This window comes from Cohnella panacarvi Gsoil 349, assembly GCF_000515335.1.
GTDB lineage: Bacteria > Bacillota > Bacilli > Paenibacillales > Paenibacillaceae > Cohnella > Cohnella panacarvi.
In genome coordinates this window covers 1,592,174-1,617,284 of record NZ_KI911563.1, presented here as the reverse complement: position 1 = coordinate 1,617,284, position 25,111 = coordinate 1,592,174, and the positions used below count along the sequence as shown (strand labels likewise).

18 protein-coding genes are annotated in these 25,111 nt (G+C 56.1%); 16 read left to right on the top strand and 2 right to left on the bottom strand.

The annotated features are described in order from the left end of the window. The first annotated feature begins 28 nt into the window (after positions 1-28). Genes COHPA_RS0107790 through COHPA_RS0107780 form a run of 3 tightly spaced genes read left to right on the top strand, consistent with a single transcriptional unit; the run spans position 29 to position 2,020 of the window. On the top strand, positions 29-652 hold the full coding sequence (locus tag COHPA_RS0107790; RefSeq protein WP_027085634.1) for a YhbD family protein: 624 nt from the start codon (positions 29-31) through the stop codon (positions 650-652). A 14-nt stretch (positions 653-666) separates the two neighbouring features. Continuing rightward, a complete protein-coding gene (locus tag COHPA_RS0107785) occupies positions 667-1,353 on the top strand; it encodes a hypothetical protein (protein WP_035120344.1) in 687 nt (228 codons plus the stop codon). Continuing rightward, entirely contained in the window at positions 1,346-2,020 is a 675-nt protein-coding gene (locus tag COHPA_RS0107780; protein WP_027085632.1) for a hypothetical protein, read from the top strand. Before COHPA_RS0107785 ends, COHPA_RS0107780 begins: the two co-directional genes overlap by 8 nt. 62 nt (positions 2,021-2,082) lie before the next feature. Here the strand turns inward: COHPA_RS0107780 and clpP are convergent, their stop codons facing one another. Continuing rightward, positions 2,083-2,676: an ATP-dependent Clp endopeptidase proteolytic subunit ClpP gene (gene clpP, locus COHPA_RS0107775; RefSeq protein WP_027085631.1), complete on the bottom strand. Its 594-nt coding sequence runs from the start codon at positions 2,674-2,676 to the stop codon at positions 2,083-2,085. 164 nt (positions 2,677-2,840) lie between these two features. On the opposite strand from clpP, the gene COHPA_RS0107770 reads away from it, so the two are divergent. The 11 genes from COHPA_RS0107770 (at position 2,841) to yunB (ending at position 20,528) form a co-directional block, all read left to right on the top strand. Beyond that, positions 2,841-3,545 (top strand): RNA polymerase sigma factor, encoded by a 705-nt coding sequence (locus tag COHPA_RS0107770; RefSeq protein ID WP_027085630.1) that lies wholly within the window; start codon positions 2,841-2,843, stop codon positions 3,543-3,545. Between the two features lie 145 nt (positions 3,546-3,690). Next, complete coding sequence (locus tag COHPA_RS0107765; protein WP_027085629.1) at positions 3,691-5,274, top strand: peptide chain release factor 3; 1,584 nt, start codon at positions 3,691-3,693, stop codon at positions 5,272-5,274. 151 nt (positions 5,275-5,425) lie between these two features. Continuing rightward, entirely contained in the window at positions 5,426-8,527 is a 3,102-nt protein-coding gene (locus COHPA_RS0107760) for a hybrid sensor histidine kinase/response regulator (protein WP_027085628.1), read from the top strand. Further along, positions 8,524-9,654, top strand: coding sequence for a response regulator (locus tag COHPA_RS0107755; protein ID WP_027085627.1), 1,131 nt, complete (start codon positions 8,524-8,526; stop codon positions 9,652-9,654). Before COHPA_RS0107760 ends, COHPA_RS0107755 begins: the two co-directional genes overlap by 4 nt. Before the next feature lie 172 nt (positions 9,655-9,826). Next, complete coding sequence (locus tag COHPA_RS0107750) at positions 9,827-10,138, top strand: hypothetical protein (RefSeq protein WP_027085626.1); 312 nt, start codon at positions 9,827-9,829, stop codon at positions 10,136-10,138. Positions 10,139-10,156: 18 nt separating this feature from the next. Further along, positions 10,157-15,496, top strand: coding sequence for an InlB B-repeat-containing protein (locus COHPA_RS24285; protein WP_027085625.1), 5,340 nt, complete (start codon positions 10,157-10,159; stop codon positions 15,494-15,496). A 309-nt stretch (positions 15,497-15,805) separates the two neighbouring features. Beyond that, positions 15,806-16,966, top strand: a complete 1,161-nt coding sequence (locus tag COHPA_RS0107740) for an alpha-D-ribose 1-methylphosphonate 5-triphosphate diphosphatase (RefSeq protein ID WP_027085624.1) — start codon at positions 15,806-15,808, stop codon at positions 16,964-16,966. A 21-nt stretch (positions 16,967-16,987) separates the two neighbouring features. Next, positions 16,988-17,653 (top strand): potassium channel family protein, encoded by a 666-nt coding sequence (locus tag COHPA_RS0107735; protein ID WP_027085623.1) that lies wholly within the window; start codon positions 16,988-16,990, stop codon positions 17,651-17,653. Continuing rightward, the gene (locus tag COHPA_RS0107730; RefSeq protein ID WP_027085622.1) at positions 17,640-18,461 is read left to right on the top strand and encodes a TrmH family RNA methyltransferase; all 822 of its coding nucleotides are present in this window, start codon (positions 17,640-17,642) and stop codon (positions 18,459-18,461) included. Before COHPA_RS0107735 ends, COHPA_RS0107730 begins: the two co-directional genes overlap by 14 nt. Before the next feature lie 194 nt (positions 18,462-18,655). Further along, a complete protein-coding gene (locus COHPA_RS0107725) occupies positions 18,656-19,522 on the top strand; it encodes a helix-turn-helix transcriptional regulator (protein WP_027085621.1) in 867 nt (288 codons plus the stop codon). Between the two features lie 103 nt (positions 19,523-19,625). Next, entirely contained in the window at positions 19,626-20,528 is a 903-nt protein-coding gene (gene yunB / locus COHPA_RS23170) for a sporulation protein YunB (protein WP_156926613.1), read from the top strand. Between the two features lie 28 nt (positions 20,529-20,556). Here the strand turns inward: yunB and COHPA_RS0107715 are convergent, their stop codons facing one another. Then, positions 20,557-21,549, bottom strand: coding sequence for a M23 family metallopeptidase (locus tag COHPA_RS0107715; protein WP_051421814.1), 993 nt, complete (start codon positions 21,547-21,549; stop codon positions 20,557-20,559). 186 nt (positions 21,550-21,735) lie between these two features. On the opposite strand from COHPA_RS0107715, the gene COHPA_RS0107710 reads away from it, so the two are divergent. Next, positions 21,736-23,487, top strand: a complete 1,752-nt coding sequence (locus COHPA_RS0107710; RefSeq protein ID WP_027085618.1) for a sensor histidine kinase — start codon at positions 21,736-21,738, stop codon at positions 23,485-23,487. Continuing rightward, positions 23,456-25,063: a response regulator gene (locus COHPA_RS0107705; RefSeq protein WP_169733252.1), complete on the top strand. Its 1,608-nt coding sequence runs from the start codon at positions 23,456-23,458 to the stop codon at positions 25,061-25,063. Before COHPA_RS0107710 ends, COHPA_RS0107705 begins: the two co-directional genes overlap by 32 nt. Positions 25,064-25,111: the final 48 nt, after the last annotated feature.

Sequence of the window (25,111 nt, the reverse complement as noted above, 5' to 3'; positions counted from 1 at the left end):
TTACATTGAGCTCATGGAGGAGATGAAGATGGATCGAGATCTCATTTCGAAGAAAGAATTGCTGGATACGACGGGCATCTCTTACGGCCAGTTGTACCGATGGAAGCGGAAGCAGCTTATTCCCGAAGAATGGTTTATTCGCAAGTCGACGTTTACGGGACAGGAGACGTTTTTTCCGAAGGATCTGATATTGGCTCGCATCGATAAAATCGTAAACATGAAGGACGATTTGTCGCTCGACCAAGTGGCAGGGAAGCTTTCCCCGCTGCTGCAGGACTATGAATTGCGTAAAGCTGCGTTCGTAGAACGTAACATTGTTTCGCTAGTGGCGATCCATCAATTCGCAGGCAAAGATCCGGATCACACCGTCTATTCGTTCGAGATGCTGCTGTATTTTTATGTTATCGATAAGCTGCTGCAAACCGGCGAGATGACGATGGAAGAAGGCGAACGGCTGCTGACGGTGCTTAGGGATCATTTTCCGAAATTCGAGGGCAAGCCTTGCGATTTGATTTTTATCCGTAAAATGGGCGTCTCTTCGTTCTTGCTCGTCAGCTCGGATGCGCACGTGTACTTCGACAACGGGATCAAGATCGTCGCGAAGCTGCCGATGGTGGAGCTCATCGAGCAATTGAGAGGCAAATTGATATGACAGGGGAGAGCGGAATGGATAATTACGGACTGCCGGATCTGTCCGTGAACGGCGTAAGCGATGCGGTCGGTGGCAAATACGGTAACGTTAGGATCGACGGAGTCATCAAAGTTGTCGGGGATATCGAGGCGCAGTCGTTCAAGCTGAACGGCGTAATCCGAACGACCGGGAGCGTAAAGTCCGAATCGTTCGAATGCGACGGAACGTTGAAAGTCGCAGGGAGCTTATCGGCAAGCCAAATGCGAATGAACGGGTTGGTCAATGTGGAAGGCGCCTTGTCCGGTGAATGGTTGCGGTTGAACGGCTTGCTCAAGATCAAAGGCGACTGTGAATTCGAGCGAGTAGAAGGCGAAGGCGGATTCGATGTCGACGGGCTGCTCAACGCGGGTTCGATCCATCTCAAGCTGCAAGGGCGCGGCAAAGCAAGAGAGATCGGCGTCGAATCGCTGTATATTCGTCAAGGTGCCAAAAGCTTATGGAGCAAAGTGTGGAAATGGTTGTTCCCGAAATTCAATCCCGAGCTCCAAGCGGGCGTGATCGAAGGAGACGATATCGACGTGGAGCATACGAAGGCGGACGTTATTCGAGGAAGCCGTGTCGTAATCGGCAAGGGCAGCGTGATCGGACGGGTGGAGTACGGCACAGAGCTCCAAGTACACCCGGGCGCAACAATCAGGGAAAGGGTGAAGACAGGTGGCTGAACCGCGTAAGCAAGATTTGAAAATTATCGGGGAGACGACTTCTTCCGGAGGGCAGTTCGGCAACGTTCGGATCACCGGGCAATGCACGTTCAGAAGCGACTTGGACTGCAATAGAATATCCTGCATCGGACAGACGGACGTACAAGGGAATTTGCGCGCAGGCGAGCTGAAGCTTACCGGAGAAGCCGCCGTCGGAGGAACGCTCGATGCAGGGCGCGTCGGCGGACGGGGACAGTTGAACGTTTCGTCGCGCTTGCGTGGGGAGCAGATTCAATTTACCGGGGAGATCAAAGTCGGCGATGATTGCGAAGCCGGCGACCTTGCGATGCTCGGAGCGTTCGATGTGCACGGGTTAGTGAGCGCGGAACGATTGGAGCTGAAGATGTTAGGCTCTTGCAAAGCGAAGGAAATCGGCGGAGGCAGACTTGTCGTGAGACGCAGCCGCAAATCGGCGCTTATTCATCTGTTCAAACCGAGCAGCGTAGGGTCTTTGGTCGCGGATTCGATCGAAGGAGACGTCGTAGAGCTGGAACATACGACGGCTCAGGTTGTCCGCGGTAATCACGTCACGATCGGCGCGGGTTGCCAGATCGGCCGCGTAGAGTATACGCAAACGCTAGACGTCCATAAAAATGCGGTCGTCCAAGAGATGGTGCGACAAGCCTGAAATCGAAAGCGCCAGCGAAGGCGATCGCGTCAAGCGAGAGTCGTACTCGCTGGCGCTTCGGCTTATAGATTGCCGACGGAGCTGACGACTTCGTCGATGATCCCGTATTCGAGAGCTTCTTGCGCGGATAGGAAATAGTCGCGGTCCATGTCTTTCTCGATCCGTTCGAGCGGCTGTCCCGTTCGTTCGGAGGCGATCTTGTTCAAGCGCGCTCTCGTATCCAATATTCGTTTGGCACTGATTGCGATGTCGCTTGCTTGGCCTTGAGCGCCGCCGTGCGGCTGATGAATCATCACTTCGCTGCTCGGCAGCGCGAAGCGTTTGCCTTTGGCGCCGGATAATAGCAGGATCGCCGCGAAGGAGGCGGCCATGCCGACGCAGATCGTGTGCACCGGGGGCTTTATAAACTGCATCGTATCGTAGATGGCAAAGCCGGCCGTCGTTACTCCGCCCGGCGAGTTGATGTACAGGCTGATTTCTTTGTCCGGGTCTTCCGCCGCGAGGAATAACAGTTGGGCGACGATGCTGTTCGCGACTTGATCGTCGATGGCCGAGCCGAGGAACACGATGCGGTCCTTAAGTAAACGGGAGTAAATATCGTAGGAACGCTCCCCTCGGTTGGACTGCTCGACGACATACGGAATGTATTGGCTCATGGGATATCCTTCTTTCTGGATTGGAATGTGGAACTCGTGTCGTAAACGAACGATGAAGCATTAAAGATACGGCAAAAAAGATTTAAGATTCGCGTATCCTTTAGGAATCTTCGTTCGTTTACGGTAGCAAGGACGCGTATAATAAAAGTACGGAGGTGACCGTCATGACAAGTACGGTGCAAGATCGAGCGGAACTGGAGAAGCTCGGAGGGGCGCTTACACGCTATTGCCTTTCGCTGACGGAATCCCGCTGGGAAGCGGAGGAATTGTCGCAGGAGGCGTGGCTCAAGGTGCTCGATTCTTCCGTCGGTCTTACGCATGCCAATCCGGAGGCGTACTTGCTGCGAGTCGCACGCAACGCATGGATCGATCGTGCCAGGAAGCAGGCTAGGCGTCTGCGGACGATGCAGGCGATTCGCTCCGTGACGGAGCCTTATGCGTTGCCGGATGAAAGTCTAATCGGCATTGAGAGCGCGATGCTGGCGATTATGAATGGCTTGTCTCCGTTGCAGAGAGCGGTGTTCTTCTTACGCGATGTGTACGGCTATTCGGCTGATGAAACGGCGGTAAGGCTCGGATTAACGGTCGGTGCCGTCAAAGCGGCGCTTCATCGGGCGAGAGCTGCCCTGCCCGCTGTAAGGAAAGCCATTCGGAGCGGGGAATTGCAGGAGGAAGGGCTCCGCGACGTGCTCAAGGCGCTTGCGCACGCGTACGGCGGCGGGGACATCGAGACTTTGCTTGCGCTCGTGCAGCACAATGATGCGGACCCGGCTCCGGCGATCGGCGCGCTTCAGAGCCGGAGAGTTCGCGCTTCGGCTATACCGGCAAGGCACGGAGGTTCCGTGAATTCGATGGGGATGGCAGCTTGATTCTGAGGGAACGAAAGTATAGGTACGACGAGCGTGGCAAACGAAATCATGAGCCTCCGTTTCCCTTTTCCGGGAACGGAGTTTTTTCGCATAAATATGCTATAATGGAAGCTGTCATTTTACAGTGGAAGGGACTTTATCACGAATGAGTTCAAACGGTAACGACGGGCTGCGGCAGGAAGTAGACAAACGCCGCACGTTCGCGATTATTTCTCACCCCGATGCGGGGAAAACGACATTAACGGAAAAACTGCTCCTCTTCGGCGGAGCGATTCATACGGCAGGGTCCGTTAAAGCCCGCAAAGCGGCCCGCCATGCGACATCGGACTGGATGGAGATCGAGAAGCAACGGGGAATTTCGGTTACGTCCTCCGTCATGCAGTTTCAATACGCGGGCAAGCAAGTGAACATTCTGGATACGCCCGGTCACCAAGACTTCTCCGAGGACACGTACCGGACGCTGACGGCGGCCGACAGCGCGGTCATGCTCATCGACGTCGCCAAAGGCGTCGAGGCGCAGACGATCAAGCTGTTCCAGGTGTGCAGCAAGCGCGGCATTCCGATCTTCACGTTCATTAACAAGCTCGACCGCGAAGGTCAGAATCCGTTCGAGCTGCTCGAAGAGATCGAGCGCGTGCTCGGTATTCGCTCGGTGCCGATGAACTGGCCGATCGGCATGGGCCGCGAGCTGTGCGGGGTCTACGACCGGATGAAAAATCAAGTCGAGCTGTTCAACGGCAAAGACCATTCGACGATCGAGGTTCGCAAAACTTCGGATTACAACGACCCGATCATCCGCGAGATGGCGGGCGATTACCTCGCCGACCAACTGGCCCAGGACCTCGAGCTGCTCGACGTCGCAGGCGATGCTTTCGACTACGACAAAGTCAGCCGAGGAGAATTGACGCCGGTCTTCTTCGGAAGCGCGGTCAACAACTTCGGCGTACAGACGTTCCTCGAGAACTTCCTGCAGCTCGCGCCTTCGCCTACTCCGCGCAAGAGCACGACCGGAGAGGTCGAACCGACGGACGAGAAGTTCTCGGGCTATATTTTCAAAATTCAAGCGAACATGAACCCCGCCCACCGCGACCGGATCGCGTTCCTGCGCATTTGCTCCGGCAAGTTCAACCGCGGCATGGCCGTGCGTCACGTTCGCGCGGGCAAAGAGATCAAGCTCTCGCAGCCGCAACAATTCCTCGCGCAAGACCGCGACATCGTCGAAACCGCTTATCCGGGCGATATTATCGGCTTGTTCGACCCGGGTATATTCCGCATTGGAGACAGCTTGGCCGAAAGCCGCGACATTACGTTCGACGAGCTGCCGACGTTCTCGCCGGAAATCTTCGCGAAAGTGTCCGTGAAAAACGCGCTCAAGCAGAAGCAATACTTGAAAGGACTCGACCAGTTGACGGAGGAAGGCATGGTGCAGGTGTTCCGTTCGGTCGGACCGTTCGAGGATACTTACCTTGGCGTCGTCGGGCAGTTGCAGTTCGAGGTGTTCGAATACCGGATGAAGAACGAATACGGCGTCGATATCATGTTGAATCGTACGACGTACCAGTTCGCGAGATGGCTCGTCGGCAAAGTCGATCCGTCGAAGTTCCGCATTAACTCGACGCTAGTGAAAGACAAGAACGACAACGACGTCGCGTTGTTCGAGAACGAATACGCGATGCGCACGGCGATGGAGCGTCTGCCGGACGTGAAGTTTCTGGAGATGGCTCCGTAACCGAATAGGCATACGAATGACAGCGTCCCTGAGGGGGCGCTGTCGTTGCGTGTGCGGCGGTTTGTAATTGCGAGGCATACCTTACGCAGGCAGAGTTGTGTGATAAGATAGGATTATTTCAAACTGATATGAAGGCGATGAGGAGAGCAATATGTTGCAGAACAGGCGAATCCGGCTCATGGTACTCTTGATTCTGGTACTCTCGTTTATCGTATTATTAGCTATGCCCTTCGTCGGCCTGCCTTCAGGCAACCACGCGCCGCGGGCGAAGGATGGCGTCATTGATTTGCGGGATTGGAGCCTGGATAGGGACGGAGCCGTGCAACTCGTTGGTTCGTGGGGCTTTGCCTGGGGACAACTGCTAACGCCAGCCGATCGGGTAAATGCTGAAACGTTCGCGGAAGTGCCCGGGGAATGGAGTCGTTACGGAAAACCGGGACGCGGCTACGCGACTTATCGGTTAGAAGTCGTTAACGCAGGCGGTTCCGAATCTCTCGGATTGAGAATTCCGGCCATTGCGCCAGCCTATAAACTCTACATAGACGGACAGCCGGTCGCAGAGGTCGGCAAAGTTGGAACCGACGGGTCCGGCACCGAGTCCGCCTATCGGCCCCAAACCGTGGTTTTCAAACCTAGCGGCGAATCTTTCGAAATGGTGCTGCAGGTCGCGAACGAGATCTACCCCCAGGGCGGCTTCTGGTTTAGCCTAACGCTCGGCACCGAAAGCGGCATGCTGGAATCGAAGACGAGAAAGACAATGGTCGACATGGCGATGTTCGGAGCCGGGGCATTGATCGGCTTCTACCAAATCGCCGTCTTCTTGCAGCGTCGATCGGAACGATCGAATTTGTATTTCGGGATCTGCTGCTTGTTGGGGGCAATTCGTATAGGGGTCACGGATGGAATGTATATGACGGAGATTGCTCCGAACATCGATATTCATTCGATCATCACGATAGAATATTTGACTTATATCGGGGGAGTTACGGTATCGGCCTTATTCGTGAACGAATTGTTCCCGAAGGAATTCCGAGCGTCCGTTATCCGGGCGATCGCCGGAGCAGGCTGCGCATTCATCGGCGCGGTTATCCTTCTTCCGGCAGAAGTTTTTACGCATTTCATCGATTATTTTAATGCCGTCGCGCTCCTTGCCTTGGCCTATTATAGTTATGGATTCGGTCTGGCTTCGCTGCGCGGACGCAGCGGGGCGCTGCTTCAATTGATCGGGTGGCTTGTCTTTATAGGCGCTGCTTTCCATGACATTCTGTACAGCAATGGCCGAATCATCTGGATCGATGCGCAGCTCGTCCTTTACGGCTTCATAGCACTCGTCTTCATGGAGGCGCTGGAATTGTCCAGAAGGTTTACGAAGGCTTACCGGGTCATCGGGACGCTCTCGGAAGAGTTAACTGAATCGAACCGGATGAAAGACGAGTTTCTGGCTAACACCTCGCATGAACTGAAGACGCCGTTGCATGGGATTATGAATCTGTCTTTGGCGCTCAGGGAGGAGAAGTCCGGTCCTCTTAACGCCGAACAACGCGATCAGTTGGAAGTCGTCGTCGGGGTCGCAAGAAGGATGTCCAATCTGATTAACGATATCCTCGACCTATCGAGGCTGAAGCATCGCGGCATCCTGCTTGAAGTAAAGCCTGTCGATGTACGGGCCGTGATCTCGTCGCAGCAGGAAATCTTCCGCAATTATATCGGGGATAAGCCCGTGAGTCTAAAGTTCGAGTGGCCGGAATCGCTTCCCGACGCGCTGGCGGATGAAAGCCGGCTGCTTCAGATCGTATATAACGTTGTCGGCAACGCGATCAAATTCACGCCGGCAGGGGAAGTCAGCGTTACGGCCATGTTCGAAGGGCGCATGATCCGCATCGCGGTCGCCGATACCGGAATCGGCATCGAGGCGGACAAGCTGGAAGCGATCTTCCAATCATTCGAACAAGTGGGCACTTCCGTCGCGCGGGAATACGGGGGGACGGGACTTGGACTCGGTATCGCCCGTCGCCTGGTCGAATTGCACGGGGGAACGATAGCGGTCGAATCCGAACTGGGCAAAGGCTCCGTATTTTCGTTCACGATTCCCGCGAGCGACGGGAGATCGTCGGTACGGAGGCCGGTAATGTTGGAAACCGAGTCCGATGCAGTCGCTTCGGGAAGATTCGAGAACGATCGAAGCAATTGGGAAACGGCGGCCGCGGTCGCTTCAGATCGCCTCGTCAATCGAGAACAAGTGATTCTCGCAGTCGATGACGACCCGGTTAATCTCCGCGTTCTCAAAGCGCTGTTCGCGTACGAGCCCTATGAGATCGTCACGGCGTCCAGCGGCGCTGAAGCGTTGGAAAGGTTGGAGCGGGACGGAAACAAGATCGGACTTGTTATTCTGGACGTCATGATGCCAGGATTATCGGGATTCGAGACGTGCAGGCTGATTCGCTCGAAGCACGCGCTGTCCGATTTGCCAATCCTTCTCACGACCGTACGGAACGAGCCGGAAGCCGTGACGCTTGGATTCGAGGCGGGGGCGAACGACTATTTGATCAAGCCGTTCCAGGCTTATGAGTTGAGAGCCCGGGCGCGCACGTTGCTGGAAATGAAACGTTCCGCGGAGGCGGCGGTACGGACGGAGATGGCGTTTCTTCAGGCGCAGATCAAACCCCATTTTCTGTATAACGCGCTGAACACGATCGTCTCGCTGACGCTGGACGAGCCGCAAACGGCCCATGACTTGCTGCTGTATCTGGGACGGTATTTACGCGGAAGCTTCGACTTCAAGAACAGAGACAGACTCGTTCCGCTTCGCAAAGAGTTGGAACTATCGGAAGCTTACCTGAAAATCGAGCAAGCCCGGTTCGGTCGTCGCTTGAGAGTCAAATACGACATCGATGAATCCCGCGATTGCATGCTGCCGCCTTTGACGATACAGCCGTTGATCGAAAACGCCGTCAGGCACGGGTTGACGAAGAAGGAAGCCGGCGGAACGGTAACGGTATCCGTTCGAGCCGAAGCCGAGCATATCTTGATCGCCGTCGAAGACGACGGAGTCGGGATGTCCGAGCCGGCGAACTGCATTCTTGCGAGAGAAGGAGACGGCAACGGAGGCGGCGTAGGGTTGAAAAATATCCATCAGCGCATGCTTCGCCAATTCGGCAGGGGGCTCGAGATCGAAAGCGTCGGCGGCATTGGTACCAAGGTCGCGATGAGAATTCCCCGAGCGGGGGAGCCGGAAAAGGAGGGTCGTATATGATTCGCATCATCGCCGTAGACGACGAACTCCCTGCGCTGAGGCGCGTAGGGCGACTCTTGGAATCGTTCGAGGACATTCGGGTGTGTGGGCTGTTCGGTACGCCGCAAGCTTTGCTCGAACACGCGTTAACATCGATGGAGCCGATCGACTTGGCACTGCTGGACATGGATATGCCGGGCATGCACGGATTGGAATTGGCGCGGAAGCTGCGGGGCGTTCGTCCGGAAATGCAGCTTGCGTTTCTGACTGCCCACGAAGAATACGCGCGGGAGGCATTCGATGTAGAAGCGCTGGATTATTTGCTTAAGCCGATCATGAAGGAAGATCTGGAGCGGACTTTGGGCAGGTACGCGAAGCGGAAGTCGATCGGAGGGAAGTCGGAAGAGGCTCCCGGGAAAGGGATTGTCGTGCGGAGCTTCGGTTCGTTTGACGTTACGGCGGAGAACGGACAGCCTGTCCGGTTTCGCAATTCGAAAGGCAGGGAGCTGCTTGCGTATTTGCATTCCCAACGCGGCAGATTCGTAGGCAAAGCGCAGATTATGGAAGCTCTTTGGTACGGCCGCGACTTAGAGCGGACGCAGGCGAACTTGCATACGACGGTCTATCAACTGCGCAAAGATCTCGAAGCCTGCGGGCTCGGGAACGTCATTCATCAGTCGAAGACCGCCGGTACCGGATACGGTCTGCAGTGGTCCGTCGCATTCGACGATGTGGCCGCTTACGAGGAAGAGATCCGCATGTTCAAGATGAATTCCTCTCTAACCGCTTTGATGCGCGCCGTCCAGTTGTACGGCGAAGGCTACTTGTCGGGAAGCGGATACGAGTGGGCCGCCCCGCGGCAAGCGGAGCTTGAGCTCGGATTCGTCGAGCTGCTGGAAGCGATGGTCGATACGTACGTCAAGCATCGGCGGTACGAAATCGCCCTCGGTCCGATGCAGAGATGGTCGCAGCTGCTTCCTCTTAGCGGCCGTCTGCATGCGAAGATGATCGCTCTCCTGCTGCTGATGAATCGGGACAAGGACGCTCATGACTATCACGGGCTCGCGCTCGAGTTGCTCGATCAGGCGGACGAATCGGCAGAGCTGGATTACGCGCGGATATTCGCGAATCCTTCGGCATTATTCTAAGAAATTAGGTTAAGAACGGCTTTCCGGATACGGGAAAGCCGTTTTTTTTTATGCAATTTGCCGCCAAACCTGACATGAAGCGCTTTCTTTTTAGTTTGACAACAGATGAAGGCGATATGCTGGAGGTATATTCGACAAGTTTGGCTATTTTGTGGAAACGAGGTTAGGCGCTATGAACCGTAATGCAACGCTTGCGACGCTGGTCGTATCGCAGCTCGTGTACGTTCTGTTTATCGTCGTCTGGCTGTTCATGGCAGGCATGTCCGTCATGATGTTCGATTCCCCCGACGCGGCTGGCAATGCGACGACTTGGCTCGTATTTATTCTGATCCTGCTATATCCCGTGGGGCTTCTGGCCGCACTGATCGCAGGTTGGAAACGGTTTTCCCGGCGAAGATACAAGGCAGCGTTGATCTGGAACGGCATTCCGCTCGTCTGGATCGTGCCGCTGGGCGGATTTCTATTGTATGCAAACCTTAGTTGAATTTCAGGAGGGCGAGAGATGAGATTCGGATGGAAAAAAGCAAGTGCCGCAATGTTTGCGGCGATCGTCGGTATTCTAGGGCTGTTTATTCTTGGGAGCAGTCAAGCCTCCGCGGCGACGACGAAATTCGTGACGGTAGGCGATGCCGGTATTTCGGATGGCATAGCCAGTTATAAGTCGTTCTTCGTGGATAACGGTACTCCTTACGTTGCCTATATGGATGCCGGGAACTCCAACAAGGCCACGGTGGAGAAGTACGACGGTAGCAGTTGGGTGACGGTGGGCACCCCCGGATTTACGTCGGATATCGCAACTCATATGTCGCTGTATGTTTATGAGGGCACTCCTTACCTCTCTTTTACGAAAGGAACGAGTCCGCGCAAGGCTATAGTGATGAAGTACGACGGAAGCGACTGGTTAGAAGTAGGCAGCGGCGGGGTGTCTGAGGGCGATGCCACGACAACGTCGTTGTACGTATATAACGGCACTCCTTATCTGGCATATCGGGATGAGCAATCGACTTTTAAAATAAAGGTAGCGAAGTACAACGGGAGCAACTGGGAGACGCTGGGTAACGGTCCGGTGTCGGAGAAACTGTCGATTTACCCATCGTTGTACGTATATAACGGCACGCCTTATGTCGCCTATAAACAATATGGCGGATGGCAGAAGGTCAGCGTCAAGAAATATAACGGAAGCGCTTGGGAATTGGTAGGCGCTGATGAATTTACCACGGATGCAGACAGTTTGTCGATGAGTATCGCGGGCGACGGGACGCCCTACGTGGTCTATCGGGAATTCGAGGACCCGCACAGGACGACGGTGTATAAATATGACGGGAGCGCTTGGGTAACGGTAGGCGGAGATAGGATCATACCAAGCAACGCCTTAAGCCCCTCTATCTATCTCGATGGAAATACGCCTTACGTCGCTTTCACCGATAGCGCTGTAACCAAATCTTCGGTGATGAAGTTTAACGGCAGCAGTTGGGAATTCGTGGGCCAACGCGGTATTTCGGCTGACAGCTCCAATTCTGCGCTGGTATACGTGGATGACGGAATTCCCTATGTCGCTTTTATGGATTCTGGCTACTCTAGCGGGGTAACGGTGATGACGCTGAAATACGCCGTGATCTACGACGGCAACGGCGCTACGTCCGGGACGGTGCCGGATGACGGCAACGGCTACGAGATGAACGCGAGCGCGACAATACTGGGCAATAGCGGGAATCTTGTACGAACCGGTTACACGTTTACAGGATGGAACACGAAACCGGATGGCACCGGGACGGATTACGACGCCGGGGATACGGCCGCTATCGGCACGGAAGGCGTCATGCTGTATGCCCAATGGTCCATCAACAGCTATGCGGTCGCATTCGACGGTAACGGAAGCGAGAGCGGAACCGCGCCTGCGGGCGGCAGTTACGTGTATAACTCAAACAATACGCTGCCGGGCAATACGGGAGGCTTGGCGAAGATCGGCTATACGTTCGCGGGGTGGAATACGCAACCGAACGGAAACGGAACGGACTATGCCGCTGGAAGCTCCTATACGATGGGAGCGGGAGACGTTACGCTTTACGCGAAGTGGACGATCAACAGTTATTCGCTCTCTTACGACGGCAACGGCGCTACGTCTGGAAGCGCTCCGGCGGGCGGCAGTCATAACTATAGCAGCGACGTCGTCGTAGCAGGAAGCGGCAGCCTAGTTAGGACAGGCTACACGTTCGAAGCATGGAATCGGCTCGCGGACGGGACGGGAACGGTTTACGCGCCGGGGACGATGTTGGTGATGGGCGCGTCTGACACGACGCTATACGCGAAGTGGACAATCAATAGTTACACGGTTGCATACGACGGTAACGGAAGCGAGAGCGGAATGGTGCCAGCGAGCGGCAGCCATGTCTACGATACGAGCGTCACGGTACAGGGCAATCCCGGCACTCTGACTCGGACCGGTTATTCGCTTACGGGTTGGAATACGAAGGCGGACGGGACCGGAACGAATTATGCCGCCGCGGCCGCATTCACCATAGGCGCGGCGGACGTTACGCTGTACGCGAAGTGGACGCCTAACCACTACGCGGTTAACTACGATGGCAACGGCGCTTCATCCGGCAGCGCGCCTGCAGGCGGCAGCCACGAATTTAGCTCTAGCGTTACACTGCCAGGCAACATCGGGAATTTGGCTAAGACCGGCTATTCGTTCGCGGGTTGGAATACGCAAGCGGACGGCAACGGTACAAATTATGGCACGGGTGACACGTTCTTGATCGGCGCGGCGGACGTTACGCTGTACGCGAAGTGGACGATCAACAGCTACGCGTTGAACTACGACGGCAACGGCGCCTCGTCAGGTACAGCTCCGGCGGACAGCAGCCATGAATATGGCACAAGCGTCGCGGTATTGGACAACGCCGGAAATTTGGTCAAGACGGGTCATACGTTCGCAGGATGGAATACCCAAGCGGACGGCAACGGTACGAATTATGGCACGGGTGACACGTTCTTGATCGGCGCGGCGGACGTTACGCTGTACGCGAAGTGGACGGTCAACAGCTACGCGGTGAATTACGATGGCAACGGAGCAACGTCTGGAACCGCGCCGACGGACGGCGACCATGATTTCGGCACGAGCGTCACGGTATTGGACAATGTCGATGGTTTAGTCAAGACAGGCTATTCGTTCGCAGGGTGGAATACGCAAGCGGACGGCAACGGAACGAGTTACGCCGCAAACGCGACGTTCACGATGGGAGCGGCAGACGTCACGCTTTTCGCGCAATGGACGATCAACAGCTTCCCGGTGACGTTCGATAGCAATGGCGGATCGCCGGTTACGAGCAAGACGGTGACGTATGGCAGCACGGTAACCGAACCCGACACCGTACCGACCAAGACGGGGTATACGTTCGCCGGGTGGTACGCGGATGGCGACTTGGAGACGGCATTCGACTTCGATTCGGCAATCGAAGACCATACGACGCTATACGCCAAATGGACGGTCAACCGTTACACGGTGAACTATGACGGTAACGGCTCTACATCCGGCAGCGCGCCGAGCGGCGGCAGCTTCGACTATGATACGAACGTCACGGTAGGGGGTAACGCCGGCAATCTAGTCAAGACAGGCTATTCGTTCTCGGGATGGAACACCGCGGCAGACGGAAGCGGAGCGGCCCTTGCTGCCGATGCGACGTTCAATATGGGGGCGGCAGACGTGACGTTGTACGCGCAGTGGACGATTAACAGCTACACGATCGTATACGATGGCAACGGCGCAACGTCGGGAATCGCGCCGAGCGGCGGTAGTCACGAGTACCAGACTGAGTTGAGCGTATCTGGCAATGCCGGCATGCTGGAAAGGATAGGTTATACTTTCAGTGGGTGGAATACCGCGGCGGACGGAAACGGGACGGACTATGCGGCGGGGGACGCGCTGATGGTGGGAGCGGAAGGCGTGACGTTGTTCGCGAAGTGGGCGGTCAACAGCTATGCGGTCTCTTACGACGGGAATGGCGCGACGTCTGGCAGCGCGCCGGGCGGAAGCAGCCATGACTACGGCACTAGCGTAGCCGTATCGGGCAACACCGGAAATCTAGAAAAGCCGGGGTATTCGTTCGCGGGGTGGAATACGGCGGCGAACGGTAGCGGCATGCATTACGGAGCGGGAGACACGTTCAGCATGGGCGCGGGAGACATCGCGTTATACGCGCAATGGGCAAGCAACAATGCGCAATTGTCCGTGCTGTCCGTTGACCAGGGCGTTCTATCGCCTGCTTTTTCTCCATCGGGTTTGAACTACGACGTGGAACTGGATGATACGGTCTCAACTCTTAACATTAGCTTCGCGGGGACGGATCCGAGCCAGGAGATTTCGGTCACGGGCGCCGTATATCAATCGGTTACGGATGCGGTATATACCTACCGGGCTTCCGAATTGATCATCGGATCGACACCGATCAGGATTAATGTTACGGCGGAGGACGGTTCCGAGAACGTATATACGGTTAACGTGAATCGCGTATCCGGCAGCAACGCGGATTTAAGCGGAATCGTGTTGTCGGGCGGCACGTTAAATCCGGTCTTCGCATCAGAAAAGACGGACTATGTTTCGAACGTGGGGAACGGCGTAACGAGCTTGACCGTGACGGCGAACGTATCCGATCCTCGGGCGACGATCACGATCAACGGACGGCTTGCGGCCAACGGTCTCGCGAGCGATGCCATCCATCTAGATGTCGGCCGTAACGAATTAACGCTCGTGGTGACGGCGCGGGATGGACTAACGACGAAAACTTATACAATCGTCGTAACCCGCGCATCTAGCAGCAGCGGTGGCGGTGGCGGCGGCAATGCTACGGTGCCGGTAAGCGGCGTACCGGCCTCCGATAACGGGCTGCTTACGCTGCCGGTTGGCAAAGAGGGAGAAGTCAGCCTGGAGAAAGCCATTACCGTTTCCATTCCGGCCGGCGCCTCGGATCGAGAGTTGCAAATTACGATCGAGAAGGTGCTGAACACGGAAGCGTTCGTCACCGATAACGTCGTGCTGACTAGTCCGATTTTTGAAATCCTGAAAAACCAATCCGAGAGCTTCAGCAAGCCTGTCACTCTGACATTCGTCTTCGACCCGGCGATCCTGAAAAGCGGACAAAAGGCAGCTGTATTCTATTACGACGAAGCGAATAAGAAGTGGGTGGAAGTCGGCGGCGAAGTGAATGGCAACCGCATCACCGTAGAAGTCGATCACTTCACGAAATTCGCGGTGCTAGCCGCTGGCGACGCGGAAGAAGTACCGGCAAACCCGATCGTATTCGCCGATATTGCCGGTCACTGGGCGGAAGCCGCCATCACGCAATCGGTAAGAGCGGGAATCGTCAACGGCTATACGAACGGCCAATTCAAGCCGGATGATACCGTGACGCGCGAGGAATTTGCAGTCATGCTTGCCAAAGCGTTGAAGCTCCAAGGGGAAGCGGCTCCTCTCGCATTCACGGATTCGGCGAAAATCGGGGCATGGGCCAAGGAAGGCGTCTCGCATGCCGTTAGCGCCGGCATCCTGAGCGGTTACGAAGATGGGCGGTTCCGTCCGGATGCGGAGATTACGCGGTCCGAAATGGCGGTCATGCTCGAGCGTTCAATCGGTATGTCTGAAGAGGAGCCAGTCGCCACCGGCTTTGCTGATGATAGCGGAATACCGGTATGGGCGAAAGGCGCTGTAAACGCCATTCAGAAGTTGGGACTTGTAAAAGGCAAGAACGGGAATCGGTTCGACCCTTCCGGCAGCCTGACCCGCGCGGAGGCCGTTACGGTACTGCTGAACTTGTCGGCAGCAAAAAACGAATCGCGACCATAATGCGACAGAGTGAGTTAACAAGGGTGACATAAAGGAGAACCGCATCCCGTGAGGGGTGCGGTTTTATGCATCTTTTAACGATATCCCCTTCGCTCAGGAATAGGGAGCTGCGCCACTCCTGAGCGAGCGGGATATCGATAAAAGCGCTCAGGAATAGGAGAGTACGCCGCTCCTGAGCGAGCGGGATATCGTTGTAATGCACGCCAGAGGAGGGCCCTTCATCGGCTTCCGGCAACCGATGCCTTGGATAACGTTTCGATGATGTTGTAAAATGGGTTATACGAAAAGGGAGAAGGGGACGGTTGTGGTATGAACGGCCGGTTGACGATAAAAGGCGGAAGGCTCGTGCTTCCGGACAGAATCATTCATAGTGACGTTACGATCGAGAATGGAAAGATCCTATCGATAGGCGACAACGACGGTTCTGCCCAATCCGCCATCGATGCGGAAGGTGCTTGGGTGCTCCCGGGCTTGATCGACGTCCATTGCGACGCGATCGAGAAGGAAGTCGAGCCGAGGCCGAATACGCTGTTTCCGATGGAGATGGCGTTCTTGAACTTCGAGCGCAAGCTGGCCGGCCACGGGATTACGACGATGCTGCATTCGCTGTCGTTAGGCGTGGGACTCAGCTTGCGCGGAGAGCACCTGGTCGCCAAGATGATCGAGCTGATCTCGTCTTTCCAGGGACAGCCGGCGATGATTCGCCACGGCGTGCATTTAAGGTACGAGGTGTCCCATCTGACCGGGTTCGACCTCGCCAGCCGTTGCATCGCGGAGGGACTTATCGACTATCTGTCGCTGATGGACCACGCGCCGGGAGTCGGGCAGTATCATCGTCTAGGCGCTTTCGAACGATACGTGATGAAAAATCAAGGCGTCGGACTGGACGAAGTGAAAGCGATCGTAGACGAGCTGCAAGGCCGAAGGTCGCTCGTCGATTGGGATCGGCTAAGAGCGTTGACCGCCGAGGCGCGCAGCCGCGGCATCGCCGTAGCCTCCCATGACGATGATAGCGAGGCGGCTGTCGACCGTTCGTTGTCGTTCGGAGCGAGCGTGTCCGAATTTCCGCTGAGCTTGGAGACTGCGGCTTATGCTGCCTCGCGGGGAATGGACATATGCGTAGGCGCGCCGAACATCGTGAGAGGCGGATCGCACGACGGGAATATGAATGCCGCGGACGCGATTAGAAGTAAAACGGCGAACATGATCTGCTCGGACTACCATCCGGCATCTCTGTTGCATGCGGTGTTCGAGCTTGAAGCTGCCGGAATTCCGCTGGAGGAAGCGGTTGCGATGGCATCGCTCGTGCCGGCACGCATGCTCGGCCGGGAATCCGAGATCGGATCGATCGCCGAAGGCAAGCAGGCCGACCTTATCGTCGTGCGCAAAACCCGCGGCGTTCCGATCGTCAGCGATACGTTGGTGAACGGGAATGTCGTGTTTACGGCGCGACCATACGTACGGAATTGAAGCCATGGAGGAGGGATCGCAATGGGGAAAAAGCAATACGCCGTCATCGGGCTCGGCCGATTCGGCTCGAGCGTAGCGAAGTATTTATCCCAGATGGGTTATGAGGTTCTCGCCGTGGACGACAACGCGGAGCGGGTACAGAACGTAGCGAATGTCGTGACGCACGCGGTCAGTGCCGATTCCACCGACGAGGAAGCGATGCGTGCGCTAGGTATTCGCAACTTTGACGTCGTAATCGTCGCAATTGGACAAGATATCCAATCCAGCATTCTGACGACGCTGATCCTAAAGGATCTTGGCGTCCCTAATATTATCGTTAAAGCGCAAAGCGATTTGCACGGCAAAGTGCTGAACAAGATCGGCGCGGACAAAGTCGTGTTCCCAGAGAGGGACATGGGACTGCGAGTCGCGCACCAGCTCATATCGCCGAACATTCTGGAGCATATCGAGCTGTCGCCCGAATACAGCATCGTGGAGTTGCAGGTTCCTACGGCGATGTTAGGGAAAAGCCTGATGCAGCTCGAGTTCCGGCAGAAATACAATTGCAACGTGCTGGCCGTCAAGAAGGGCGGCGTCATGAACATTACGCCGCGCGCGGACGAGCCGTTGACGGCTGAAGACATTCTCGTCATCGTCGGGAAGAACGATCAATTAACGAAACTGGAGCAGGCATATGCGGAAGCATGAGGGATATATTAGCTCGGCGGCCAATCCTAGAGTCAAAGAGTGGGCCAAGCTGCTTGACCGAAAGTATCGGGAACGGGAAGGCAAGTTTCTGCTGGAGGGCGTTCATCTCGTGAAGGAAGCGCTGGACGCCGGATGGCCGCTCGAAGCGGTCGCGTTCGACGAAGGCTCGGACGTTGCGGAACCGTTCGCGCCCTACATGGAGGAAGGCGACTTGCCGGGAGCGCCTGCGTGGGTACCCGTGTCGCCGGAAGTCATCGCCAAATGCAGCGGTACGGAAACGCCTCAGCCGATCTTCGCCGTCGCGCTTAAGCGGCCGCCGAAGCGGGACGCCCTATTCGCGGATAGCCGTGCGTTAGTCGCCGTGCTCGACGGCGTGCAGGATCCGGGCAACGTCGGCACGATCGTGCGCAGCGCCGCCGCTTGCGGGGCGACGGCCGTCGTCTTAGGCAAAGGAACGGCCGATCTGTACAATCCGAAGACGATCCGCGCGACGATGGGGGCGTTGTTTCACGTACCCGTGCTGGAGGCGGATTTATCCGAGCTGCTGCCGGAAGCCCGGCGCCATGGCGCTTCGATCGCGGGAACGAGCTTGCAATCGTCGCGTTCCTGCTACGGATACGACTTCCGGGGCCGCGGCGTATGGCTTGTCTTCGGCAACGAAGGGAGCGGCATGTCGGAGATGGCATCCGAGCTCGTCGACGACAACCTGATCATCCCGATGTCGGGACGCGCCGAATCGCTGAACGTCGCGATGGCGGCTACCGTGCTGTTGTTCGAAGCGCAGCGGCAGCGGACGTACAACCCATAATCGCCAAAGACTGGAGATGCTTAAACAAACTCCAGTCTTTATTATTGAGTCGCAAAAAACGGATTGACAAAAATAGGTTAGCTCAATCGGTGAACCTGTGTTACGCTACTATCATATTGCGCTGTTCCGGGGTCTTTTTAATCGATTTTGTCAATTATTTGTCCGATATTGCGGTTTGAGGTGATTCGAGCCACATGAGATTCTTACGTCAGGAAAATACGCGGCTGTCGGCGTGGGATTTTCCGATCAACGTGTTCCATCCCCGATTCGAGGAGCACCATCATCTGCCGCTGCACTGGCACGAGCATCTCGAGGTAATCTTGATCGAGCGGGGGGAGGCTACCCTGACGATCGGCAACCGCAAATACCAAGCGCGCGCCGGCGAGCTCTACTTCGTGAACAGCGGAGAGCTCCACGGAATTGGCGAACCGTCGACTCCGTTCATATTCTACGCGATCGTGTTCCATCCCTCGCTGATCGGGCTGCAAGAGGTCGATCTCGAGGCGATGGGATTAGCGACCTCGTATACGGAAGGCGACAAAGCGTTCGTGAACGTCCCTGATCCGAGCAGCGAGCATGATCCGCGAATCCGCAGCGCGGTCGATACGATCATAGGCGAGTTCCAGGCCAAGCTTCCCGGCTATCAGCAAGCGGTTCAAGCGTCCGTTCGGCTGCTGTTCACCTGGCTCTATCGTTGGTATACCGAGCCTTACGCTTCGGATAACCGACTGAGCGATACGAACTTGAAAGCGAAGAGATTCAAAGCGCTGCTGCGGTACGTCGAGGATCACTACGCCGAGCCGATCTCGCTGGATAAGGCCGCGGGCATCGTTCATCTGAGCACCTTCCATTTCTGTAAAACGTTCAAGAAGCTGACCGGGTTGACGTTCGTGCAATACGTGAACCACTACCGGATTCAAGAAGCGGAGCGATTGCTGCTCGGAACGACGCTGAGCATCACGGAGATCGCGGACCGGATCGGCTGCGGAAGCATTAACGCGTTCTCCAAGCTGTTCAAGCAAATCAGAGGCTGCTCGCCGAAGCAACTGCGGGCAAGATGACTAGACGCTATAGGGCACCGCGAACCGCCGTACCGGCGGCGAGCGGTGCTTTTTTGTCGTGCCCAAGCATAAGCATGAACGACACGGAAGAGGAGGGATCGCGTTGGCCAGACGATGGGGGATACCCTTGCCGAAGCCTATTCCGCGCAAATGGGGAAGAGGGCGCAGCATGCTGGGGGGCAGCGGTTTCAAGCAGCGGCCGGCGCCGCGCAGATGGGGGACGCGCAAGTGGTTGTCTTCCTCTCGTCCGGCAGTCGGCACCCCGGCGGCGAAGTGGAAGTCGAAGCGGCCGAGCCGGCTGAAACGAAAGCATAAATGGACGATCGCCATCCTGTTGATCGCGTTCCTCCTCTTGCAGGGCATGCTGTTCCTCGACAGGGAGCTGCGCGGCCCGCTCATGTTCCTCGCGAAAGTGCGCGTTACGCAAATGGCCACGGACGCGATCAATGCGGCGATTACGTCGGAAGTCGCGCAGACGGTCGATTCGGGTAAGCTGCTCGAGTGGAAAATGAACGAAACGGGAAAAGTGACCGGGCTCGTGCTCGATTATAAGGAACAGATGCGCATTACGTCGGAGACGATCGAGGTCGTTCACCGAGTGCTTAAGGAGAAGGAGGATATCCCCGAGCATATCCCGATCGGGCATGCGCTGAACAGCCCGTTCATCTCGTCGATCGGCCCGAGCGTATCGGTGAAGTTCCATCCGGCGACGGCGGTGAAGGTGGACGTCCTTACGAGATCGACGGAAGCGGGCATCAACAATTTATTGGTCGAGGTATACGTGCGGATCCGCACCGACATCGCGGTCGTGATCCCGTTCGATCAGGAGCCGCAGCAGTTGGAGACAGAAATTCCGCTGTCCTACGTCATGGTCGTCGGCGACGTGCCTACGTACTATTACGACAACCATGGCAATCCGGTCGGGAATTCGGCGCCGCAGGCGCCGGTCATCTCGCTGCCGAGACCGGAGACGGGGTCAGGGTCCGCTCCCGCCGCCTCGCATTAAAAAGCCGCTTAAGGCTCTCGTTATGGGATTAACGATGAGCCTTAAGCGACTTGCGTTCTTCTTTTTCCCACCGTTTCAGCAGCGGGTAAGGATCGAAAGCCCATTCGACCAAGCCGCGATCCCGGTATACGCCGTAATGCAGATGAGGCGGGAACTTGCCCGATGTGCCGGGCTTTCCGTAGCCCGAGCTGCCGACGTAACCGATCACTTGCCCGGGCCGGACGACGTCTCCTGCCTTGACCGTCTTCTCGAAGCCGGACAGGTGCGCGTAATAATGATACAGATTGTTGATGTCGCGAATGCCGATCCGCCAGCCGCCGTACTTGTTCCAGCCTTTGATCTCGACGACCCCGTATACGGTGCTCCGGACGGGAACGCCGTGTCTAGCGAATATGTCCGTACCTTCATGAATCCGGTAACCGCCCCAGCTGCGGCTGTTTCCCCAAGTGCTGCGAAACGAGTAGACGCTGCCCAACGGAAGAGGGAACGCGTTGCCCGATAAGTCAAGCCTGCCGAACGTGCGGTATAGATAGGCGAATTGCTGAATTCGCTGTACCGCCCGGGTGTTCTGATAATATTCCCACAGCCCGATCGCGAAGTCGTCCTTGACGCTGCCGTACCGTAGAACTTCCGCGGCTACCGAGTAGAGCAAGTCCTCGTCCTGGCTGCGGTCGGCTTTGCGATCGCCGGAGCCGTCGCGGCCGATGCCGCGGAAAAACTGTATCGACGCCGGTTCCGTATCTTGATCGTCGGGATTCAGCTCGCCGCTCCATTCCTCGGGCCGGACGTATACGCCGGTCACCGCGTCCTCCCGGATCGGCCTCGTCTTCGGATGAGCGCGCGACAACGTTCGCTCGTACTGGTCGATCGCCGCGATCTCGGCCCAATCCAGGCCGGTGAGCAAATGAATGCGCTCGTACAGCTGCGAGCGCTTCTTGAGCGTCTCCGGATCGGGCGCGGCGACGGCCGCGGAAGGCGCGCCGGCTGCGCAGGCGAGCGAAATTGCCAATGCGCTTATCATTGCGACTTTCCACAAAAGTCTGATCAACGCAAGCCCTCCTCTATTTCATCATGTAGAGTAGGTTTTTACAGATCATTGGTTTTTATCCGAATGATGCTTTTTTTGTGCGCGGAAGGGAAAGTCCTCCGCGATGTCGAACTTTCGACAAAGCAGGGGACTTTTGTTCGAAGTTGGGAGAGACCGAACGTGCGGGCATTCGCGAAAGGCTTGTCCAGATCGTATTACAAGCTAAGTTTCCAGACGAGAGTGCAAGTGACTTTCGTCGTATTGATCGTGCTCGCCATCTCCTTGACCGGAGGCGGGGCGTATTGGGTCGCATCGGACATCGTCGAGTCGAACGCGAAGCAAGCGGGGCAAGAGACGATCGATCGTTCCAGACAAGTCATGGACGAACGGATGAGACATATAACGGTATCCGTCATGACGTTAATTCTGAGCGACGCTTACCATCAGATGGCCAATGACGTGAAGCAGAGGGACAAGTCCAAATATTACACGGATCTAACCGCGATGCAGCCGTTGTTCGCCCAAATCAAGCTTAACGAACCGATGGTTCATTCCGTGCTCCTGTCGACTCCGATCGGGGACTTCTTCGACACGGCGAACGTCAGGAATTTGAACGTGCCGTTCGTAGGCTCCGACATCTATAAAGAACTGAAGACGGCGAAGAATCATGTGTGGATCAAAGGGCATGAAGATCCGTATTTTACGAGCCGCAAAGACGTCGTATCGTTCGTCATGCACCCGATTTCGGAAACGGACGAAATCTATATCATCGTTAACGTGCTCGAAAGCTCTTTGACCGATATTCTGATGTCGAATTTGAACGCGCAAAATTACGAAATGGCGCTCACCGATGCGGATGGGGCCAACGTGCTGAGTTCGGGGCTCGCGGACATTCGCATGGATAATAGACGGGAGGCCGACTACATCGTCAGCCAAGCGAAGCTGACGATGAACGATTGGACGCTCGTCAGTTTTCAGAAGCGCGCCGTCATCTTGAAACAGCTGAATCGGATACAATGGATCGTCCTATGGGGAGCCGCGAGCTGCATCGTTATTTCCCTGTTCGTCTCCAGAATGCTCGTCTCGCTCCTGCTCAAGCCGCTGCAAAGCTTGAAGACGCTGATGAAAAAAGTCGAGCGGAACGAACTATCCGTACGATTCAGGAGCAAATACGCCGACGAATTCAGCCTCGTCGGCCTTCGATTCAACCAAATGCTCGAGACGATATCGAACTTGATCGCCACGAACCAAACGATCGAGGAAGAGAAGAGAAAAGCCGAAATCGCCGCGCTGCAGGCGCAAATCTCTCCTCATTTTCTATATAACACCTTGAACACGATCTACTGGAAAAATCAGCTCGGACAGTCGGCGAACGTCGGCGAGATGGTGTTGTCGTTGTCGCAGATGTTCCAGCTTGGACTCAACGGGGGCAAAGAAATGACGACGATCGATCGAGAACTCGCCCATGTCGAGCAGTATATGATGCTTCAACGAAACTCCTACGAAAATTTATTCGAATATGAAATTTCGCTCGGGAACGAGTCGCTGCGGAGCTTGCCGATCTTAAAGCTGATGCTTCAGCCGATCGTCGAAAACTCGATTCTGCACGGATTCAAGAACGTTAAGGCCGACGGGATAATCCGGATCAGCCTGGCGACGAACGCTCGGTATTTGGTGATCACCGTATTCGACAACGGCTCCGGGATGGACGAGCAGACCGCAAGCAAGCTGCTGAAAGAACCGCTTGGAACGAGCGGGGGCTCCGGCAACGGCTACGCCTTGCGTAACATTAACAACCGGCTGCGGCTATATTACGGGGCACAGTCGTCGATGTCCGTTCAGAGCCGGCTTAACGTGGGGACTGTAGTGACCTTACATATTCCGATCGGAGGGCATGAAGATGGAACCAACCTGCACCTTGTGCGTGATTGACGATGTCCGAAGCGTGGTGGAGGGCATAACCAAGCATATCCCATGGGCTTCTCATCAGATCGACATTTGCGGAACCGCGCTGGACGGCGACGAGGGCATCTATCTGATCCGGACGATGAAGCCCGATATCGTGCTGACGGACATTCGCATGCCGAACATGGACGGGATCGAGATGCTGACATTGCTGAGAGAGGAAGCGTTCCAAGGCAAAGTCATCTTCTTCAGCGGTTACAACGACTTCGAGTACGTTCAACAAGCGCTTCGGCTCGGAGCGTTCGACTATATTACGAAGCCTCATTCCGTACAGACGATCGTCGACGTCGTGCTGAAGGCGAAGAAAGCCGTCGAAGAGGAAAGGCTGGCGGAACGCAAGGCGGAGGAAATCCGGTTAAAGCTGCGAATGAGCTTGCCGATCCTGCGTCAGGAATTTTTTCATCTGTTGCTCCATCATCCCGCGAGCGAGGATCATATTCGCAGGCGATGGGAATTCCTGCAAGTCGAGCTGTCTCCGGTTGACCTGGCGGTCATGGTCATCGAGATCGACCACTTCGCCGAGAGCAGCCGGTCGCTCTCGATCGAAGAAGCGGAGCTTGTCCGGTTCACGATGCACAATATCGTCGAGGAAACGATGGCCCAGTACACCGCAGGATATATTTTCAGAGACAGCAGCAGCAGGTTCATCGCGATCTACAACACGGTCGACTCGCTCGAACCGTCCGCAATCGCCGAGATGTGCCGGGAGAACATAGCGGCATTCACCAAGCTAACCGTATCGATCGGGCTAGGAAGGAAAGCCAAAGACGCGATTCATTTGAGAGAGGCCTATCGAGAGGCGATATTCGCGCTATCCTATCAATTTTACGCCGGCGGCAACGTTGTGCTGCTATACGACGACGTCGCGAACTCGGATGCCGGCCTTCCGAGTTACTCGAGGGACAAGGAACAGGACCTGGCCATGTGCCTGCTGTCGGGCAACGCGCTCAAGTCGTGCAGCGTGCTCGAGTCGATATTCGCCGAACTGTCGGCGGGACCTAAGCTGCCGGAGCCGATGCTGCTGGTCAGCGTCTACTACGAGCTTGCTTCCGTCATCGTCCGGATTCTGCTAGAGAAGGTGCCCTATCAGGAGATCGAACCGATCGAACGCAAGTTCAGAGACCGCGGGTGGATATCAAGCGTTCCGCTCGCCCATCTGCAGCAGGCTCTGCTCGATCTATGCAAGGAAGGTTGCAAATCGATAGAGGGCAGGCAGCACTCCGAGACGGAGAGAAGAATCGAAGAAGCGATCCGGTATATTCGCTCCAACCTTCACGCCGACCTGTCGATCGGCGATTGCGCCAAGCATGTTCATGTGAGCGCCAACTACTTCGTTCACCTGTTCAAGAAGGTTACGGGCAGAACGTTTGTTCAATACCTGACGCAAGAGCGCATCGAGAAGGCGAAAACGATGCTTGCCGCCGGCCACCAAGTGCAAGATATCGCGGTCGCTGTCGGATACGAGGATCGTCGGTATTTCAGCGAAGTATTCAAGAAATCGGTCGGCATGACCCCTTCGGAATATAAAGAGCATAATCTGTAGATTCTCCCCCCGATTGCGGTAGATTACCTCGCTCTCAATCGTGCGATA